Source organism: Staphylococcus croceilyticus (genome assembly GCF_002902575.1).
Lineage (GTDB): Bacteria > Bacillota > Bacilli > Staphylococcales > Staphylococcaceae > Staphylococcus > Staphylococcus croceilyticus.
The window spans coordinates 22,943-43,751 of the sequence record NZ_PPRD01000088.1 but is presented as its reverse complement, the minus strand read 5'-3'; the positions used below and the strand labels follow the sequence as shown (position 1 = coordinate 43,751).

The 20,809-nt window shown below is 33.5% G+C and carries 14 protein-coding genes; 10 read left to right on the top strand and 4 right to left on the bottom strand.

What is annotated here, in order from left to right:
* Window positions 1–188 precede the first annotated feature (188 nt).
* Both CD128_RS10040 and CD128_RS10035 read left to right on the top strand, forming a co-directional pair.
* Entirely contained in the window at window positions 189–1,379 is a 1,191-nt protein-coding gene (locus CD128_RS10040) for an ornithine--oxo-acid transaminase (protein ID WP_103329776.1), read from the top strand.
* A gap of 108 nt (window positions 1,380–1,487) precedes the next feature.
* On the top strand, window positions 1,488–2,732 hold the full coding sequence (locus tag CD128_RS10035) for a Glu/Leu/Phe/Val family dehydrogenase (RefSeq protein WP_103329775.1): 1,245 nt from the start codon (window positions 1,488–1,490) through the stop codon (window positions 2,730–2,732).
* 348 nt (window positions 2,733–3,080) lie between these two features.
* Here CD128_RS10035 and CD128_RS10030 read toward each other — a convergent pair whose 3' ends face one another.
* The 3 genes from CD128_RS10030 to CD128_RS10020 form a co-directional block, all read right to left on the bottom strand.
* Window positions 3,081–4,028 (bottom strand): glycerophosphodiester phosphodiesterase, encoded by a 948-nt coding sequence (locus CD128_RS10030; protein ID WP_462803924.1) that lies wholly within the window; start codon window positions 4,026–4,028, stop codon window positions 3,081–3,083.
* A gap of 250 nt (window positions 4,029–4,278) precedes the next feature.
* A complete protein-coding gene (argH, locus tag CD128_RS10025) occupies window positions 4,279–5,661 on the bottom strand; it encodes an argininosuccinate lyase (RefSeq protein ID WP_103329773.1) in 1,383 nt (460 codons plus the stop codon).
* Entirely contained in the window at window positions 5,654–6,856 is a 1,203-nt protein-coding gene (locus CD128_RS10020; protein WP_103329772.1) for an argininosuccinate synthase, read from the bottom strand. Before CD128_RS10020 ends, argH begins: the two co-directional genes overlap by 8 nt.
* A 326-nt stretch (window positions 6,857–7,182) precedes the next feature.
* Between CD128_RS10020 and CD128_RS10015 the strand changes: the two genes are divergently transcribed.
* The 8 genes from CD128_RS10015 (at window position 7,183) to CD128_RS09980 (ending at window position 19,353) form a co-directional block, all read left to right on the top strand.
* Window positions 7,183–8,514, top strand: coding sequence for a glucose-6-phosphate isomerase (locus CD128_RS10015; protein WP_103329771.1), 1,332 nt, complete (start codon window positions 7,183–7,185; stop codon window positions 8,512–8,514).
* A gap of 236 nt (window positions 8,515–8,750) precedes the next feature.
* Window positions 8,751–9,326 (top strand): TVP38/TMEM64 family protein, encoded by a 576-nt coding sequence (locus tag CD128_RS10010; RefSeq protein WP_231917300.1) that lies wholly within the window; start codon window positions 8,751–8,753, stop codon window positions 9,324–9,326.
* Between the two features lie 4 nt (window positions 9,327–9,330).
* Window positions 9,331–9,855, top strand: coding sequence for a signal peptidase I (gene lepB / locus CD128_RS10005; protein WP_103329769.1), 525 nt, complete (start codon window positions 9,331–9,333; stop codon window positions 9,853–9,855).
* 14 nt (window positions 9,856–9,869) lie between these two features.
* Window positions 9,870–10,442: a signal peptidase I gene (gene lepB, locus CD128_RS10000; RefSeq protein WP_103329768.1), complete on the top strand. Its 573-nt coding sequence runs from the start codon at window positions 9,870–9,872 to the stop codon at window positions 10,440–10,442.
* 128 nt (window positions 10,443–10,570) lie between these two features.
* Window positions 10,571–14,059, top strand: coding sequence for a helicase-exonuclease AddAB subunit AddB (gene addB / locus CD128_RS09995; RefSeq protein ID WP_103329767.1), 3,489 nt, complete (start codon window positions 10,571–10,573; stop codon window positions 14,057–14,059).
* Window positions 14,052–17,729, top strand: a complete 3,678-nt coding sequence (addA, locus tag CD128_RS09990) for a helicase-exonuclease AddAB subunit AddA (protein ID WP_103329766.1) — start codon at window positions 14,052–14,054, stop codon at window positions 17,727–17,729. The genes addB and addA overlap by 8 nt, the downstream gene beginning before the upstream one ends.
* 186 nt (window positions 17,730–17,915) lie before the next feature.
* The gene (locus CD128_RS09985) at window positions 17,916–18,827 is read left to right on the top strand and encodes a fumarylacetoacetate hydrolase family protein (RefSeq protein ID WP_103329765.1); all 912 of its coding nucleotides are present in this window, start codon (window positions 17,916–17,918) and stop codon (window positions 18,825–18,827) included.
* Window positions 18,828–18,951: 124 nt separating this feature from the next.
* On the top strand, window positions 18,952–19,353 hold the full coding sequence (locus CD128_RS09980) for a YisL family protein (RefSeq protein ID WP_103329764.1): 402 nt from the start codon (window positions 18,952–18,954) through the stop codon (window positions 19,351–19,353).
* An 81-nt stretch (window positions 19,354–19,434) separates the two neighbouring features.
* On the opposite strand, the gene CD128_RS09975 is transcribed toward CD128_RS09980, so the two are convergent.
* The gene (locus tag CD128_RS09975; protein WP_103329763.1) at window positions 19,435–20,760 is read right to left on the bottom strand and encodes a CoA-disulfide reductase; all 1,326 of its coding nucleotides are present in this window, start codon (window positions 20,758–20,760) and stop codon (window positions 19,435–19,437) included.
* Between the last annotated feature and the right edge of the window lie 49 nt (window positions 20,761–20,809).

Below are 20,809 nucleotides of genomic sequence, written 5' to 3'. Positions count from 1 at the left end.
TTGTAAAAATACAATGTAATATGTCATTATATCTGTAAGGGCTTTCACAACATGTGTACTTCTTTAAAAAAGTAGACTAATTCTATTTTCATTTTTCAAAAAAGGAGAAGTATGCCTATGTATTAAACATGAAAGCCGCTCACGTATGGCCATTAGTTTTAATATAATTTAAGCAAAGGGGAGATATTATGACTAAGTCAGAACAAATCATTGAATTAACAAACCACTTTGGAGCACATAACTACGTGCCACTACCAATCGTCGTAGCAGAAGCAGAAGGCATTTGGGTTACTGATCCAGAAGGTAATAAATATATGGATATGTTATCAGCTTATTCAGCTGTTAACCAAGGACATCGTCATCCTAAAATTATCCAAGCATTAAAAGATCAAGCAGACAGAGTCACTTTAGTATCACGTGCGTTCCACAGTGATAATTTAGGTGCATGGTATGAAAAGATTTGTAAATTAGCTGGTAAAGACAAAGCATTACCAATGAATACAGGTGCAGAAGCGGTTGAAACAGCATTGAAAGCTGCACGTCGTTGGGCTTATGATGTGAAAGATATTGAACCAAATAAAGCTGAAATTATTGCCTTTAATGGTAACTTCCATGGTCGTACTATGGCGCCAGTATCATTATCTTCTGAAGCAGAATATCAACGTGGATATGGTCCACTATTAGATGGTTTCCGCAAAGTTGATTTCGGGGATGTTGATCAACTAAAAGAAGCAATTAATGATAACACAGCAGCTATCTTAGTAGAGCCTATTCAAGGGGAAGCGGGAATTAATATTCCACCTGAAGGTTATCTTAAAGAAATTAGAGATTTATGTGATGAACACAACATCTTATTTATCGCTGATGAAATTCAAGCTGGCTTAGGCCGTTCAGGTAAATTATTTGCAACAGATTGGGATAATGTTAAGCCTGATGTTTATATCTTAGGAAAAGCACTTGGCGGTGGCGTGTTACCAATTTCAGTTGTATTAGCTGACAAAGAAGTGTTAGATGTGTTCACACCAGGTTCACATGGTTCAACATTTGGTGGTAACCCATTAGCATGTGCCGTATCAATTGCTGCATTAGATGTTATTATCGACGAAGATTTACCTGGTCGTTCAAATGAATTAGGCGAATACTTCAAATCAGAATTACAAAAAATTGAACACCCAGCAATTAAAGAAGTTCGTGGACGTGGCCTCTTTATTGGTGTTGAATTGCATGAAAGCGCTAGACCTTTCTGTGAAGCATTAAAAGAAAAAGGTTTACTATGTAAAGAAACACATGATACAGTGATTCGATTTGCGCCACCATTAGTAATTTCTAAAGAAGAATTAGATGACGCATTAGACAGAATTAGAAGTGTTTTTGAATAAGTTCAAAAAGTTGTAACATTCATTTTGAAAACCCTTTAAAAAGCAATCACTTATGTTACAATAAGTATGAAAGCGAAATCATTTGTTAAAAAAGAGGCGAAAGTGAACATGACTGAGAATAATAATTTAGTGACTTCTACACAAAGTATTATTAAAGAAGCATTACACAAATTGGGATTTGACGATGGTATGTACGAACTAATCAAAGAACCATTACGATTCTTACAAGTTCGCATCCCAGTGCGTATGGATGATGGTACAGTTAAAACATTTACAGGTTACCGTGCGCAACATAACGATGCAGTAGGTCCTACAAAAGGTGGGGTACGTTTCCACCCAGACGTAGACGAAGATGATGTAAAAGCATTATCAATGTGGATGACTTTAAAATGCGGTATTGTTAATTTACCTTACGGCGGTGGTAAAGGCGGTATCGTTTGTGACCCACGTCAAATGAGTATTCATGAGGTTGAACGCTTATCACGTGGTTATGTACGTGCAATTTCTCAATTCGTAGGTCCAACAAAAGATATTCCAGCACCAGACGTATTTACTAACTCTCAAATTATGGCTTGGATGATGGATGAATACAGTGCATTAGATAAATTTAACTCTCCTGGTTTCATCACAGGTAAACCAATCGTATTAGGTGGTTCACAAGGTCGTGACCGTTCAACTGCATTAGGTGTTGTAATCGCAATTGAACAAGCTGCTAAACGTAGAGGAATTGATGTTAAAGATGCACGCGTAGTTATCCAAGGTTTCGGTAACGCAGGTAGTTTCTTAGCTAAGTTCTTATATGATATGGGAGCAAAAGTTGTAGGTATTTCTGATGCATACGGTGCATTACATGATCCAGAAGGTTTAGATATTGATTACTTATTAGATCGTCGTGATAGCTTTGGTACAGTTACAAACTTATTCGATAATACAATTTCTAATAAAGAATTATTTGAATTAGATTGTGATATCTTAGTACCAGCAGCGATTTCTAACCAAATTACTGAAAAAAATGCACACGATATTAAAGCAGATATCGTAGTTGAAGCAGCAAATGGTCCAACTACACCTGAAGCTACACGTATTTTAACTGAACGTGGCATTTTATTAGTACCAGACGTTCTAGCAAGTGCTGGTGGTGTAACAGTATCTTACTTCGAATGGGTACAAAATAACCAAGGTTACTATTGGACAGAAGAAGAAGTTAATGAAAAATTACGTGAAAAATTAGTAACTGCTTTCGATACAATTTATGAATTAGCTCAAAACAGAAAAATTGATATGAGATTAGCAGCTTACATCGTAGGTATTAAACGTACTGCAGAAGCAGCACGCTACCGTGGTTGGGCATAAGCTTATACAAAATAAACTTTCAAACGCTATAGCTTGTTATAAAATAGAAACAAGTTATAGCGTTGTTTAGTTGATGTTTGGATTTTTACTTTCGCAAGTGTTAATTTATTAATCGCTCATCATGTAAGAAATATTATTTTATATTTATGCTACTTTCTGATTCTCTTCATGTTTCATCTTTGAATAGATGAGTTATTTTATAACAAAAGTTTATGTAAAATTCTTGGAAAAGTAATGAGTTAAGACCATACTATCATTCTAAATAAAACACTAGTTATGTGACTACAGGTCAAATGTAGTGATAATAACTAGTGTTTTAATTTTATAATCTTCGAACTAAATTAAATTTTATTGTTGAGCTGAGACTGCTTTATATTGATCTGCATAGTTAGTGAATACACCGTCTACACCGTATTGATTAAGTCGTTTCATATCAGCAACCTCATTAACTGTGAAAGGATGGATAATGAAGCCTAAATCTTTTAGATGAGTTGTATTTTGCGCAGTTAAATCACTATATTCAGGACCAACACCGATTGCGTATGAACGGATGCGTTGTAAATCCGCTTCACTTTGTTGAGGTAATTCATTTTTATCTAATAATCGAATTAATGGAACGCTAGGTGCTAAATGATGCATTTTTTGTAAGCTTGCTTCTGAAAATGACTGTACTAACACATGGCCATTATTTAAAGCATCTGAAGTTAACATATTATGACGTTTTAAGGTATCGAGTAATTGCTCTTCCATTCCAGGATAGACATCTGGTGTCTTAGTTTCGATATAATAATTCGCATTAGTACCATAACGTGATAAAATTTCATCTAATGTTGGTACTTTAGCATTGCTATATTTAGCATTCGCATATTGAGGGTTTGCTTGATTAAACCAAGAACCAGCATCAAGTTGTTTTAACTCGGCTAAAGTATAGTCTTCAACTCGACCAGTTTCATTTGTAGTGCGGTCTACCGTTTCATCATGCATAGCTACTAAATGACCATCTTTAGTACGTTGTAAATCAATTTCGATATAAGATGCACCTAATTGGTTATGGCTTTTATCATAAGAATAAAATGTATGTTCTGGAGCATAGCCACTTGCGCCACGATGGGCAATTGTACTAAATCGTTCGCCTGTTAAGTTTGTAGTCCATTTAGGATTATCCGTGCGATAGTGCGTATTAACGGGAACTTGTTGAGTTTGATTATTTGGGTTTGCTTGAGAATTATTTGCAGATGTTGTTGAAGAGAGAGGGCCCGTACCTGCACCGCTTGCTTCAACTGGCGTATGTAAAATAGTGAGCCCTAAGCTAGCGACAGTTAAACTTGAGGTTATTGCTTTTTTTGTTGCTTTCAAAAAAATCCATCCTTTCAAATTTAAAGTACATCTCAAATTTAGCAAAGCCCTATTTTGAAAGGAAGTCTCTTAGCGAAAGCTTATCGTAACTCTTAAAATTTTAAAAATTACTCAATATAATTAACGTAAAATATAGAAAAATCCCCCTATACATACGTATTAGCGTATGGTAGGGGGAGGCTGATTTGAATTATTTCACTTTTAAAATATCTTCGGCTACTTTTAATTGCTGACGTACTGCATCTTGACCAGTAGACCCATAGCTTTTTCTACGATTGAGACAACGTTCTGGTTTTAAATAATCATAAACATCAGTATCGATAGCCTCATTTAATTCTTTATAACGCTCAAGTGATACGTCGAGTAAATATATACCTTGTTGAATACATTCGAAGACAATTTTTCCTACAATTTCATGTGCTTTTCTAAACGGTACTTGTTTTTCTACTAAATAGTCCGCAAGTTCTGTCGCATTAGAGAAATCTTGATGTACTGTTTCATTTAAACGATCAGTATTGACTGTTAATGTATTAAGCATGCCTTCAAAGATACGTAGCGATCCTTTTACTGTACGCACTGAATCGAATAAACCTTCTTTATCCTCTTGCAAGTCTTTGTTGTAAGCAAGTGGTAAGCCTTTTAATGTAATAAGCATACTCATTAAATGACCGGTAGTACGTCCAACTTTACCACGAATCAGTTCTGCCATATCTGGGTTCTTTTTCTGAGGCATAATAGATGACCCAGTAGAAAAAGCATCTGCCAGTGTAATAAATTTCGCTTCATCGGTAGACCAGAAAATAATTTCTTCCGCAAAACGTGATAAATGTACCATTGTTAATGAAATATTATGCAATGTTTCTACTATATAATCACGATCACTTACAGCATCTAAGCTATTTTCATAAATATATTCAAAGCCGAGCAACTTTTGAGTTTCATGTCTATCAATAGGGTGAGTAGTTCCACTTAAAGCGGCTGCTCCTAATGGTGAAATATCAATACGCTTCATACTATCAGTGAAACGTGAATCATCACGTTCAAGCATCCAGAAATAAGTCATAATATGATGTGCAAACGAAATAGGTTGGGCGCGTTGTAAGTGCGTATAACCGGGCATAATTGTATCTACATGTGATTGCGCAAGTGTTAAAATTGATGATTGGAATGAACGAATAAGCGCTTGGATTTCTTGAACTTCTTTTTTAACGTATAAGTGTAAGTCAGTAGCTACTTGGTCATTTCTACTACGACCCGTATGCAATCGTCCGCCAGCATCACCAATTCTTTGAATCAATTCATGTTCAATATTTAAATGTATATCTTCAAGTGACTTTTTAAATTCTAATTTATGGTGATGGAAGTCATGTTGAATATCTTTTAGGCCTTCGATGATAGCTTCTTTATCTTCATTAGAAATAATATGTTGATTCGCTAACATTGTTGCATGAGCAATACTACCTTGAATATCTTCATCTAATAATGCCTGGTCAAAGTCTATTGAAGCGTTAAATTCATCAACCCATTCTTCAGGTTGCTGTTGAAAACGTCCGCCCCACGCTTTATTACTCATTACTATAACCTCCATGTAAGTAAGCATTTACTTGAGTAGGTAAGCCATAAATATCAATAAATCCTACCGCTGCAGATTGATTAAAGGCATCTTCTTTTGTATAAGTTGCTAATTTTTCATCATATAAAGTGTAAGGCGATTTTCTTCCATTAACAATCGCATTACCTTTAAATAATTTCACTCTTACGTCACCTTCAACGTATTTTTGAGTACTATCGATAAATTGTTTTAAACTATCTGTTAAAGGTGAGAACCATAATCCGTTGTATGTTTGTTCTGCAAATTGTTTTTCAATAACAGGTTTGAAGTGAGCGACATCTTTAGTTAAGGTAAGTGTTTCAAGTGCTTTATGCGCTTTTATAATAACTTCAGCACCTGGTGTTTCGTATACTTCACGAGATTTAATACCTACTAAACGATTCTCAACATGGTCAATACGTCCGATACCATGTTTGCCGGCAATGTCATTTAATTTAAGAATTAATTGGTCTAAGTCATAATCTTGATGGTCGAGTTGAACTGGAATACCATTCTTAAATGATAAAATAATTTCTTCAGGTGTGTCAGGTGCATCTTCTAATTCAGCTGTTAAATCATAGGCATCTTTAGGAGGTGCTGCATAAGGGTCCTCTAAAATTCCACATTCATTTGCGCGACCCCACAAGTTTTGGTCGATTGAATAAGGAGAATCATGATTAATGCTAACTGGAATACCGTGCTTAATCGCATAATCGATTTCCTCTTCACGGCTCCATCCCCATTCTCTCACTGGTGCGAATGATTTAAGATTAGGATTTAACGCCTTAATTGCTACTTCAAAACGCACTTGGTCATTTCCTTTACCTGTACAACCATGGGCAATGCCGATTGATTGCGTTTTTTCAGCAATTTCAACTAATTTTTTAGCTATAAGGGGACGAGATAATGCAGAAACGAGTGGGTAACTATTTTCATACATTAAATTTCCTTTAATCGCATAACTCACAAAGTCATCACTAAATTCTTTTGTTGCATCAATAATGTGACATTCAATAGCCCCCATATCTAAAGCTTTTGAATGTACTAAATCTAAATCTTTACCTTCACCGACATCTAAACATACGGCTACTACATCATAGCCTTTATCTATTAGCCATTTGACTGCAACGCTTGTATCTAATCCGCCTGAATATGCTAGAACAATTTTATTTTTCATATACTCACCTCATAATTTTTCTGAAAATTAATATAACTTCATACTAACAGAAGTACAATGAAAATAAAACCATTTTTTTACATAATTATACATAAAAATGGATTAAGTATTGAACTTTAAGTATGTTTGAAGCTTTTAAATTAAAGACTTTTGAGGATTTTTTTAAAATAATAACAAATAAGAAATATTCATTTTATTTTTTAGCGAAAAGTGACTAAATATTGACTAATATGACAGATATTTGTGAATTGACAGTCTTGTTAATTGAATAGGGGAGTTAAAGTTAGTAGAATTAAATTAATAAGGAAATCAGGAGGCTTTTTTTAATGACTCATATTCAATTAGACTATGGTAAAACTTTAGAATTTTTCGGACAACATGAATTAGATCAACAAAAAGATATCGTGAAAACGATTCATAAAACTATCCATGAAGGAACTGGCGCTGGTAATGATTTTTTAGGTTGGGTAAATTTACCTGAAGATTATGATAAAAAAGAATTTTCAAGAATCGTAGAAGCTGCTAAACGTATTAAATCAAATTCAGATGTATTAGTAGTGATTGGTATTGGTGGTTCATATTTAGGTGCACGTGCGGCAATTGAAATGTTAACTCCAGCTTTCCGCAATAATACGGAATTTCCAGAAATTGTCTTTGTAGGTAATCACTTATCTTCAAGCTACACACAAGAATTAGTAGACTATTTAGCTGATAAAGATTTCTCAGTTAATGTTATTTCTAAATCTGGTACTACAACTGAACCGGCTGTAGCGTTTAGATTATTTAAAAAATTAGTCGAAGATAAATATGGTAAAGAAGAAGCGAAACAACGTATCTTCGCTACGACTGACAAAGCGAAAGGTGCATTAAAACAATTAGCAGACAATGAAGGATATGAAACATTTGTTGTGCCTGATGACGTAGGTGGCCGTTATTCTGTATTAACTGCAGTAGGTTTATTACCAATTGCAGCGGCTGGTATCAATATCGAATCAATTATGATTGGTGCTAACAAAGCACGTAAAGAATTATCATCTGATAATTTAGATGAAAATATTGCTTATCAATATGCTACAATTCGTAACATTCTTTATAGCAAAGGCTATACTACTGAAATGTTAATTAACTATGAGCCTTCTATGCAATATTTCAATGAATGGTGGAAACAATTATACGGTGAATCTGAAGGTAAAGATTTCAAAGGTATCTATCCATCAAGTGCAAATTACACTACTGACTTACATTCTTTAGGTCAATATGTACAAGAAGGTCGTCGTTTCTTATTCGAAACAGTTGTAAAAGTGAACCATCCTAAACACGACATTACTATTGAAGAAGATAGTGATGATTTAGATGGTTTAAACTACTTAGCTGGTAAAACAATTGATGAAGTGAATACTAAAGCATTTGAAGGTACTTTATTAGCACATACTGATGGAGGCGTTCCAAATGTAGTAGTTAATATTCCTCAATTAGATGAAGAAACATTTGGTTATGTCGTATACTTCTTCGAATTAGCTTGCGCTATGAGTGGTTATCAATTAGGCGTAAATCCATTTAACCAACCAGGTGTAGAAGCATATAAACAAAACATGTTTGCTCTACTTGGTAAACCTGGATATGAAGACAAGAAAAAAGAATTAGAAGATCGTTTATAGAAGTTAAATTCAACTACAATTTAATACACCTAATGTAGTTAAAGTCGATATGGTGCTATTTCCATATCGACTTTTTTCTGCCATGCTATTATATTTAAATCTAAGGGATGAGTTGAGGCTACTACCTGTGACTGATTTATTGTGATAAAGGTAGATTTCTAGCATAATATATGTAAAATATTTCGTGTATAATAGCGTTACAGAATGTAATTAATATTAAGGAAGGATTCGATGCGATAGTGTTCCATCAAATTGAGCAATGGTTTAATATACTACAAGAATTAGGTTATTTCGCAGGCTTCATCATACTCTATTTGAGAGCTATTGTACCTGTACTTCCGTTAACATTATACGTTATTATGAATGTTCATGCGTACGGTTTTCTAATAGGAACGGTGATTAGTTGGTTAGGTATTGTTTCAGGAACTTACACTGTTTTTTATATTTGCAGAAAATTTGTTAACGCTCATTTTATGCAAAAGATTAGAGCAAAAAAATCGGTAAAGAAATTAACACATTTCATTGATAGACAAGGTATTGTTCCTATTTTTATTTTAATGTGTTTTCCGTTTACGCCAAATACGCTTGTCAATTTCGTAGCAAGCTTATCACATATTAAAGCAAAATATTACTTTTTGATATTACTTTTTTCTAAATTAATATCTATCACTTTTTTAGCAGTGATGGGAAAAGAAGTTACAACATTTTTAACACATCCAATACGTGCAATTGCTCTAATTATAGTCACAGTGGCACTATGGTTTATTGGAAAAAGAGTGGAAAAACATTTTATGGGTGCTGACGAGGAGTGATGATGTGCGAAAGATATTGAAATGGATTGTGCCTTTAATATTTGCCTTCATATTTGTATTGTTTATTCAAACCTTTATTGTTAGAGGAGCAGTAGTAACCAATGATGAAATGGCACCGGTACTTAATAAAAATGATCGTCTCATCGTTAATAAAACGAAAGTGATATTTAATTTATTAGATGACGGTGATATCGTCATGTATCGTCAGAATCATCAACTTCATTTTAGTCGTATTATTGGAAAAGCGGGCGAATCAATCGAAGTAAGAGATGGCAAATTATATCGAGACGATAGACAAGTGAATAAAAATTATGCTAAAAATAGAGATATTAATAATTTAGCATTACGCGATTTGAATAATTTTAATGGAGATATCATTCCACCTAATTCGTATGTTGTATTAAACGATAACAGTGATAAAAAAACCGATTCAAGAACTTATGGCTTAATCAAGGACAAAGATATTGTTGGCGATGTAAGTTTGAAGTATTATCCATTTAAAGAATTTACCTATCGGTTTAACAAGTAGATGAGGTGTTATATTTGAAAAAAGAAATAATCGAATGGATTGTCGCTATAGCGGTAGGTCTATTACTTGTGTGGGTAATGGTCAACTTTGTCGCTAAATCATATACTATTAAAGGCGACTCAATGGATCCAACTCTAAAAGATGGTCAACACGTGATGGTGAATATTCTTGGATATAAAGTTGGAGATGTGAAAAAAGGGAATGTCATTGTATTCCATGCCAATAAAAAAGATGATTATGTAAAACGTGTAATTGGCGTCCCTGGAGATAACGTTATATATAAAGATGATAAGCTTTATGTCAATGGTAAAAAAGTGGACGAACCTTATTTAGATTATAATGAGAAACGTAAACAAGGCGAATATATTACAGGATCATTTGAAACAAAAGATTTAACAAATGCGAATCCAAATTCTAATGTTATTCCTAAAGATAAATACTTAGTACTTGGGGATAACCGAGAAGTAAGTAAAGATAGTCGTGCATTTGGTTTAATAGACAAAAATCAAATTGTTGGTAAAGTTTCATTTAGATTTTGGCCTTTAAACGACCTTAAATTTAATTTTAATCCAGAAAATAATAGGTAAATTTGGAGTGGGGTAGAATTCAACACAATGAATTCCATCCCACTTTTTTATATTTTATAAATGAAGTTATAAATTGTTTTAGGGAACGTATGTTCTATGTTAAAATAACATTAAAGGAGTGGGGATTAATGGAATTGAATGCTTATATTGGCAGAGCAGGTACTGGTAAATCACATCAAATGATTAATAATATTAAAAGTCAAATGAAACAAGATCCACTAGGTGATCCAATTATTTTAATCGCACCTACACAAAGTACGTTTCAATTAGAACAATCATTTGTTAACGATAAAGAACTAAATGGAAGTTTAAGAACAGAAGTTTTACACTTTGAACGATTGAGTTATAGAATTTTTCAAGAAGTTGGGGGCTTAACAGAGGAACGCTTAACTCAAGCTGGAACAGAGATGATGATTTATAACCTTGTTCAACAACATAAATCAGAGCTTAAACTATATACATCTCAAGTGAACTATTATGGTTTTAGTGAGAAATTGAGTGAACAAATCCAAGACTTTAAAAAATATTCAGTTACACCTGAACATTTGGATTTATTTCTACAAGAGAATGACCTTCAAACAAGAACACGTCACAAATTAGAAGATATTGCGCTCATATATCATTATTTTGAGGAACGTTTACAAGGTGAATTTATTACTTCTGAAGATAGTTTGAATCATTTTATTCAAATTATGCCTCAATCTGAGTGGCTTAAACGCGCAGAAATATATATAGATGGTTTCTATAACTTTTCAACACTTGAGTACCAAATTATTAAGGCACTCGTACAAAATGCTAAAAAAGTGACAGTTCTTCTTACAACTGATGGCAATGAAGATCCTTTTAGCTTATTTAGAAAGCCATCCGAAGTTCTAACGCATTTAAAAGAAATTGCCAATGATTTACATATTGAGTTAAACGAAATTTATTTCAAGAAACAATATCGCTTTAACAATCAAGATTTACTTCAACTTGAACAACAATTTGACGCGTTACAAATTAACCCAATTACTTATCAAGGTCATATCAATATTCTAGAGTCTTCTAGTATGCGTGAAGAGGTTAATGAAATAGCGCGACAAATTATTAAAGATACACGTGATAAACACTTCAGATATCAAGATATTGCTATTTTATATCGTGATGAAGCCTATGCATATTTATTTGATTCCGTATTACCTCAGTACGACATTCCATTTAATATTGATGTGAAGAAATCAATGACGCATCATCCAATTATGGAAATGGTGCGATCATTACTCGAAGTTATTCAAACCAATTGGAATATTAGTCCAATGATGCGTTTATTTAAGACAAATATTTTATCTAATCATTTTAAAAATAGTGATTATTTAATTGATTTACTAGAAAATTTTGTTGTTGAACGTGGCATCTATGGTAAACGTTGGTTAGATGAAAAGTTATTTAGCATTGATAATTTTACAAAAATGGGACGCAAAGAACATAAATTAACAGAAGAAGAGCGAGCAACATTTGAACAAGTGGTTCAACTAAAAAATGACATGATTAATAAAATAATGCGTTTTGAACAAGCAATGAATGATGCACATCATGTTAAAGGATTTGCGACCGCTTTCTATGAAACGATGGAGTCATTCGATATACCTAAATATTTGATGGCTCACCGTGACCAATTAGATGTAGATGGTTACCATGAAGCAGCTGAAGAGATCGACCAAATTTGGAATGGTTTAATTCAAATACTAGATGACTTAGTCATTGTCTTTGATGAGGAAGAAATGACATTAAAACGCTTTTTAGAAGTATTCGACATTGGTTTAGAACAGTTAGAATTTTTAATGATACCTCAAACATTGGACCAAGTGAGTATTGGTACGATGGATTTAGCTAAAGTTGATAATAAAAAACATATTTATATGGTAGGCATGAACGATGGTGCGATACCTCAACCAGTTTCTTCTTCTAGTTTAATTACAGATGAGGAAAAGAAAGTATTTGAGGAACAAACACGTGTGGAATTAAGTCCTACTTCTGACATTTTACAAATGGACGAAGCTTTTGTTTGTTATATTGCTATGACACGTGCTTGTGAACAGGTAACATTTTCATATAGTTTAATGGGTGTGCAAGGAGACGAAAAAGAAAAAAGTCCATTCTTGAACCAAATTCAAGCATTATATAATGGTCTTGAAGTAACTAACATCCATTATGAACATAACGCGCATCCATTAACGCTTATGGAACACCCTCACCAAACTAAAATTACATTATTTGAAGCGCTTAAAGCATGGTTAGAAGATGAGATGGTCGCAGAAGTATGGTTAGATGCGTACCAAGTTATGCGGGATAATGACGATTTAAACGACGGGCTAAATTATTTATTAACTGCATTAACGTATGATAATAAAACGGTACAATTAGATGAAAATTTAGCGACATCATTGTATGGTAAGGCTATTAATGCTAGTGTGTCTCGTTTCGAAGGGTATAATGATTGCCCGTTCCAACATTATGCCAATTATGGATTACGTCTAAATGAACGTACGAAGTATAAATTAGAAACGTTTGATTTAGGTAACATTTTCCATACCGCTTTAAAATATATTTCGGATAAAATTAATGGCGATTTTAAACATCTTGATAATCAAAGAATTCATGCGTTAACACTTGAAGCTTTAGAAAATGTATTACCAAACATCCAATTCAATTTAATGGATTCAAATGCATATTATCGTTATGTCTCTAAACGTATTGGCGTAATTGTAGAAAGTACATTAAAAGCGTTACGTTACCAAAATGAACATACTAAATTCAGACCACAACGTTTTGAAACAGGGTTCCGAAAAACACCACGAGATGAAGAAGAATTAATAGCTCAACCTCTAATTACGAAACAAGGTATTCCGGTGAATATTCGTGGTCAAATAGACCGTATTGATACGTATACGACAAACAACAAAAGTTTTATCAATATTATAGATTATAAGTCTTCTAATTATAGTGCTAACTTGAATTTGAAGAAAGTATACTATGGTAAGCAAATGCAGATGATGACTTATATGGATATCGCTTTACAAAATGCGCAACGTTTAGGTTTGAGTGAAGAAGTTAAGCCTGGTGGATTGTTGTACTTCCATGTTCATGATGAACGGCTTAAATTTAAACGTTGGGGAGAAATGGTTGATGATGCTCTAAAAGAAGAAGCATTAGATAAAGCGTTCCTTCAAGAATATAAATTACGAGGCTTAGTTAACAGTGATGCAGATGTTGTAGATGCTATGGATATTCGTTTAGATACGACACCTAAATCTGACATTGTACCGATTACACTGAAAAAAGACGGCGGTTTTAATGCCAAAGGAAGCAGTGTAGCAGATGAAACAACGATTCATAAATTCATCAAACATAACAAAGATAACTTTATTGAAACTGCTTCAAATATTATGGATGGGCATACTGAGGTGGCGCCATTAAAATTTGATAATCAATTACCATGTCAATTTTGTAGTTTTCAGTCCGTTTGTCACGTCGATAGTATTATTGATAGTAAACACTATCGTCACGTTGATGAATCTATTGATCCAATACAAGCGATCCAAGAAGTGGAGTTAGAAAGTGGGGATAACGATGAATAATATACCTGTTAAGCCACAAGATGCTCAGTGGACAGATGCCCAGTGGGAAAGTATATATGCTAGTGGGCAAGATATTTTAGTAGCAGCTGCTGCCGGTTCAGGTAAAACAGCAGTATTAGTTGAACGTATTATTCAAAAAATTCTTAGAGATAGCATAGATGTTGATAAATTACTTGTCGTTACTTTTACTAATTTAAGTGCGAGAGAGATGAAACATCGAGTTGAACAACGCATTCAACAAGCCTCTTTACAAGAACCTGATAATGAACATCTTAAAAATCAACGCATTAAGATTCATCAAGCCCAAATTTCAACACTGCATAGTTTTTGTTTAAAGATTATTCAACAACATTATGATGTGATTGATTTAGATCCAAACTTTAGAACGATTAGTGATGTTGAAAATGTTCTACTATTAGAACAATCTATTGATGAAGTGTTAGAAAAACATTATGAAGACCCAGATAGTGCATTTCTTACATTAGTTGAACAATTGTCTAGTGACCGTAATGATGACCAATTTAGAGATATATTAAAACGATTTTATAATTTTAGTATCGCAAATCCTTCGCCTTTTGCATGGCTAGATTCATTAACGGAGTTATATGACAATGAAGAATTGCAACAAGAGTATATTGCAGAACTTAATAGATTAGCGTTGATTTATATTAGAGCTGCCTATGACTCATTATTAGAAGCGGATAATAATTTTTCTATTAGCATTGGAACAGAAAAACATCTTGATGTAATGAAATTAGAAAAAGCAAAATGCGCCAAAATGATGGAAGGTAGCGTTGTTAATCGTGAGATGATTATCAACTATACACCAGAGAAGTTGCCTCAAATTTCTAAAAAACTTAAAACTGAAAATGAAGAGGAGGGTATTGACCCTCAAACTTTAGTAGACGCTAAAGGATTTTATGATGAGTATAAAAAAATACTCGATAAAGTTAAAAATGAATATTTAATGCGTTCTGTAGAAGAATTAAAAGCAGATATGAATAAGTTAGGGCCTCGTATTCATTATTTAATTCAAATAGTTAAAGATATTATTAGTGATTTTGCTGAGAAGAAACGAAGTCGTAATGTTTTAGACTTTGCTGATTATGAACACTTTGCATTGCAAATATTAACTGATGAACAAGGAAATCCGTCAAATGTTGCTAAAGACTACCGTCAACAATTTGAAGAAATTTTAATTGATGAATATCAGGATACAAACCAAGTGCAAGAAGCGATTATTTCAACTATTAAACGTGGCGACGAATCAAACGGTAATTTGTTTATGGTAGGGGACGTTAAACAATCTATTTATAAATTTAGACAGGCAGATCCTACATTATTTATGAATAAATATAATCGTTTTGACAAAGTTGGGAATCAAACAGGGTTACGTATCGATTTGTCCAAAAATTTCCGTTCGCGTAAAGAAGTCTTATCAACAACAAACTATTTATTTGACCATATGATGGATGAAGAAGTGGGCGAAATTAATTATGATGCTGATGCACGATTGTATTTTGGTGCTACAAAGTATTCAGATAAATCCATGCCACTGGAATTGCATGCGCTTATTCAATCTAGTAGCGAAGATAATGATTTAGAGAAATCTGAACAAGAAGCGCAGTATATTGTCAAACAAGTAGAAGATATCATTGAGAACAAACTTGTCTATGACATAAAAACGGAGTCATATCGTCAAGCTACATTTAAAGATATTGTTATTTTGGAGCGTGGATTAAGTAATGCTCGTAACCTGCAACAAGCGTTTAAAGATCACAATATTCCGTTTCACGTTAAAAGCAAAGAAGGTTATTTTGAACAAACAGAAGTGCGACTCGTTCTATCATTTTTAAGAACGGTGGACAATCCACTACAAGATATCTATTTAGTGGGCTTAATGCGTTCAGTCATTTATCAATTTACAGAAGATGAACTAGCACAAATTCGAGTTATAAGTCCTTACGATGATTATTTCTATCAATCTATCATGCATTATCTTCAAGACGATAATGCGCAACCAGCATTAAAAGAAAAATTACAACGCTTCTTAGATGACTTGTCACAATATCAAGACTATAGTCAAGAACACCCTGTGTATCAACTTATCGATAAATTTTATAATGACCATTATGTTATCCAGTACTTCAGTGGTTTAGTAGGTGGAAAAGGCAGACGCGCAAACTTATACGGCTTATTTAATAAAGCGATTGAATTTGAAAATTCAAGTTTCAGAGGACTATATCAATTTATTCGATTTGTTGATGAACTTATTGAACGTAATAAAGACTTTGGTGAGGAAAACGTAATTGGACCTAATGACAACGTGGTAAGAATGATGACAGTCCATAGTAGTAAGGGGCTAGAATTCCCATTTGTTATCTATTCAGGGCTCTCAAAACAATTTAATAAAGGCGATATACGCCATCCTTTAGTACTTAACCAAAAGTTTGGTTTAGGTATGGATTACTATGATTTAGAAGAAAATATTGCGTTTCCTTCTTTATCTTCAGTAGTGATTAAATCCATGATTGAGAAAGAATTAATTTCTGAAGAAATGCGCTTAATTTACGTAGCATTAACACGTGCAAAAGAGCAATTGATATTAATTGGAACCGTTGATAAAGAAGAAACATTAGCCAAATTTGAACGCTTACCAATTGCTAAAAATCATATTGCGTTACATGAACGCTTGTCTGCTACTAGACCGTTCGATTTAATTTACGGCATTTTAGCGAAACATCAATCAACATCATTAGTACCTGAACTACAATTTGAAACATCTATCGATAATTTAGATGAAAGTTTATATCCTTCAGTAGATATTAAAACTGTTTATTTCGATGACCTTACTTTTTATAGTGAAGCTCAAAACAATGAACATAGAACGGTAGAAGATATTGAAACAAGTGGCTCTAATGATGAGGATTTAAAACAACAAATCAATGAGCAACTATCATTTAAGTATCCTTATATTAATGACACGAGAAAGCCATCTAAACAATCTGTTTCTGAGTTGAAACGACAACTTGAAACTGAGGAGAGTGGCACAAGTTATGAAAGAGTTAGACAATATCGTATTGGTGTAGCAACTTACGAACGACCTCATTTCTTGAGACAGAATAAAAAACGTAAATCGAATGAAATAGGTACGTTAATGCATACAGTTATGCAGCATTTACCATTTAAAGAGAATCGATTAACAGAAACTGAATTAAATGAGTATATTGATAGTCTGGTAGATAAACATATTATCGAAGCAGATGCGAAGCAAGATATTCAATACGAAGAAATTATGAGATTTATAAGAAGTGACTTATATATGAAGATTGCTCAAGCAGATAAAGTGTTTAGAGAATTACCTTTCGTAGTGAACCAAGCTAAAGTTGATGAAATGCCAGAGGATGACGAAGATGTGTCTATTATTCAAGGTATGATTGACTTAATTTATTTAAAAGACGGCCAATATTATTTCGTTGATTATAAAACAGATGCATTTAACAAACGTAGAGGAATGACAGAAGCGGAAATAGGACAGCAACTACGTGAGAAATATAAAATCCAAATGAAATATTATCAAAATACTTTAGAAACGATACTTGGTGAGAAAGTCTCAGGCTCACTTTATTTCTTCCAATATGAAGAAATAAGCGTGCATGAAGATGAATAAAAAGCTAAATATTAAATGTTTTAAAGCGTTCTAAAATATATATCTTAATGGTTGAATTTGTTCATGTTACTTTTAAAAATGAATTAAATATCCTAAATTTCTAAAATTTCAGACAGATATATTTGTGATTTAATTATGTTTAAAGTTATAATATGAACTAAGATATAGATGAGGAGTTGATAATGAATGAAATTCTTATCATTCAAGCATAATGACGCTGAATCATATGGCGTTAAAGTTAAGCGTGAAGACGCAGTTTGGGATTTAAAACAAGTTTTCGCTGAATTTGGTGAAGATGACTTCCATCCGAAAACATTGTTAGAAGGTTTACAACAAAACCAAACGTTAGATTTCCAAGAGCAAGTACGTAAAGCTGTGGTTGCTGCTGAAGAAAGTGGCAAAGCAGATGATTATAAAATTGCGTATAACGATATTGAATTCTTACCTCCAGTTACGCCTCCAAACAATGTAATTGCATTTGGACGTAACTATCAAGATCATGCAAGTGAATTAAATCATGAAGTAGAGCGCTTATATGTATTTACGAAAGCCGCTTCATCATTAACTGGTGACGAAGCAACAATTCCAAATCATAAAGATATCACAGACCAATTAGACTATGAAGGCGAACTTGGTATTGTTATTGGTAAAGCCGGAGAAAAAATTCCAAAAGCTTTAGCACTTGATTATATTTACGGTTATACAATCATTAATGACATTACTGACCGTACAGCACAACAAGCACAAGACCAAGCATTCTTATCTAAAAGTTTAACTGGTGGTTGCCCAATGGGACCTTACATCGTAACTAAAGATGAACTTCCAACACCAGAAAATGTTAATATCGTTACTAAAGTTAACAATGAAATTCGTCAAGATGGTAATACAAGCCAAATGATTAATAAAATTGATGATTTAATCGAAGAAATTTCAAAATATGTTGCTTTACATCCAGGTGATATTATTGCTACTGGTACGCCAGCTGGTGTAGGCGCAGGTTTACAACCACCTCAATTCCTACAACCTGGAGATGAAGTTAAAGTTACAATCGATAATATCGGTACTTTAACAACTTATATTGCTAAAGATAGCGAATAACTTATTATTCTATAATCACTGAAAGGTCGCCGTTATGGTGGCCTTTTTTAATTATAAGAATATTAACAATATATGTTATGATATTAAGGTGAAAGTAATAATAAGTATGGGGGAGGAATTTGTCTTGTTACATATGCATATTGTAAGTTGGGTTCTAACAATTGTGTTATATGTTATTGCATTTTTACATATTTCTAAAAAGCAAGGCCCTACGCCAATGTTTAAACCATTACAAATGGCATTAAGAGTATTTATGTTATTAACATTGTTCTCAGGCTTCTGGCTTTTAATTCAAGAGTTCATGGCAGCGAGTCATGGCGGTGGCGGCAATCATATGTTGCTAACGTTAAAAATGCTTTGTGGCCTTGGTGTCGTAGCTTTAATAGAAGTTTCGATTGCTAAAAGAAAAAAAGGCGAAGCAAGTCATGGTTTATTCTGGTCAACAATCGTGCTAATCATTATTACAATGGCATTAGGCATTATTTTACCATGGGGTCCTTTAACTAAAATGTTTGGTTTAGGATAAAATTTAAATGAATAATATAAAAACTCGAAGTCACTTGATCGTCCTTAATAGGAGGGCTATCTCATGACTTCGAGTTTTTATTTATTTAATATCGCGAGCTTGATAACCAATCATATTGATTAAATCTTTAGGATGACTATATGGTGGGGCATAAGCTACTTCAAATTCTGCCAGTTGATCTACAGTGACGCCTGTCATCATCGCCATAGATAATACATCTATACGTTTATCTGCACCTTTTTTACCTACGGCAGCTGCACGCAATAATTGTCTATTTTCTTTATTAAAATAGACGCGTAAGTGTAAATCGCTATTCCCTGGGTAATAACCAGCATGAGCGCCACTTTTTAATTCAACTATTTCATAGTTAAAGTTATCTAATTCTGAAGGTTTTACGCCAACACTAGCGAAAGTATAGTCAAAGAATTTCACAATATTAGAGCCAAGATACCCTTTAAACATTACTTCGCGATTACCAACGAGTTGTTCTGCAATAATGCTTGCGCCACGATGAGCACCCCATGCTAAAGGCACTTGTGCTGACAAATCTACATGTCGATAGTGAGATGTGATTGCATCACCTAAGGCATAAATATTAGAAATATTTGTTTCAAATTTGTCATTCACTGGAATAAATCCATTATCGTCTAACTCAATATTTGATGAGTTCAAGAACTTAGTATTAGGGTGGGTGCCTACGCCTTCGATAATTAAATCATAATCTTCTTTTCTACCAGATTTGAATGTTACCGTTTTACCTTCAATTGTTTCAATTTCTTCATTTAAATGATAAGAAATGTTGTTTGCCTCAAGTTCATCAAAAATTGGTTGGTTCATATCTTGATCCATTAATTTGTTTACCTTTTCAGAGCGATGAATCAATGTCACATTTAATCCACGATGATGCAAATTCTCTACAACTTCTAAAGAAATATAACCTGCGCCTACAACTAAGGCTTTCTTAACTTGATGTTGTTCAATATAGTCATCAATGGCGTCAGTATCTTCCATGTTACGCAATGTGAATGTCATGTCATTGTCGAATCCTAATCGATTTGCGCTCGCACCAGGACTTAAAATTAATTTGTCATATGATTCTTCAAATGTTTCTCCAGTTTGATGATTTAATACACGCACAGTTTGCGCTTTATCATCTATACTAACTACTTCGTGATACGTTTTCACTGTAATATTTTTCTTGTCTTTAAACTTTTCAGGCGTAAGAGGTAAGACATCCTTACGCTCAGTTATAACGTTACCGATGTAGTAAGGCAGACCACAATTGGCGAAACTCATATCGCGGTCCTTTTCAAAAATAATAATGTCACTGTCTTCATCTAGTCGACGAATCTGGCTAGCGCACGTTGCACCACCCGCTACAGCACCGACCACAATTATCTTAGTCATATATATATAATCCTCCATTATTTATATCATAAAAAGAGTGAGGCAAAAT

Coding starts and splice junctions, on each gene's coding strand:
- CD128_RS10015 (WP_103329771.1), top strand. CDS start 7,183: ATGACTCATATTCAATTAGACTATGGTAAAACTTTAGAATTTTTCGGA.
- CD128_RS10020 (WP_103329772.1), bottom strand. CDS start 6,856: ATGAAAAATAAAATTGTTCTAGCATATTCAGGCGGATTAGATACAAGC.
- argH (WP_103329773.1), bottom strand. CDS start 5,661: ATGAGTAATAAAGCGTGGGGCGGACGTTTTCAACAGCAACCTGAAGAA.
- CD128_RS10040 (WP_103329776.1), top strand. CDS start 189: ATGACTAAGTCAGAACAAATCATTGAATTAACAAACCACTTTGGAGCA.
- addA (WP_103329766.1), top strand. CDS start 14,052: ATGAATAATATACCTGTTAAGCCACAAGATGCTCAGTGGACAGATGCC.
- CD128_RS09985 (WP_103329765.1), top strand. CDS start 17,916: ATGAAATTCTTATCATTCAAGCATAATGACGCTGAATCATATGGCGTT.
- CD128_RS09975 (WP_103329763.1), bottom strand. CDS start 20,760: ATGACTAAGATAATTGTGGTCGGTGCTGTAGCGGGTGGTGCAACGTGC.
- CD128_RS10035 (WP_103329775.1), top strand. CDS start 1,488: ATGACTGAGAATAATAATTTAGTGACTTCTACACAAAGTATTATTAAA.
- addB (WP_103329767.1), top strand. CDS start 10,571: ATGGAATTGAATGCTTATATTGGCAGAGCAGGTACTGGTAAATCACAT.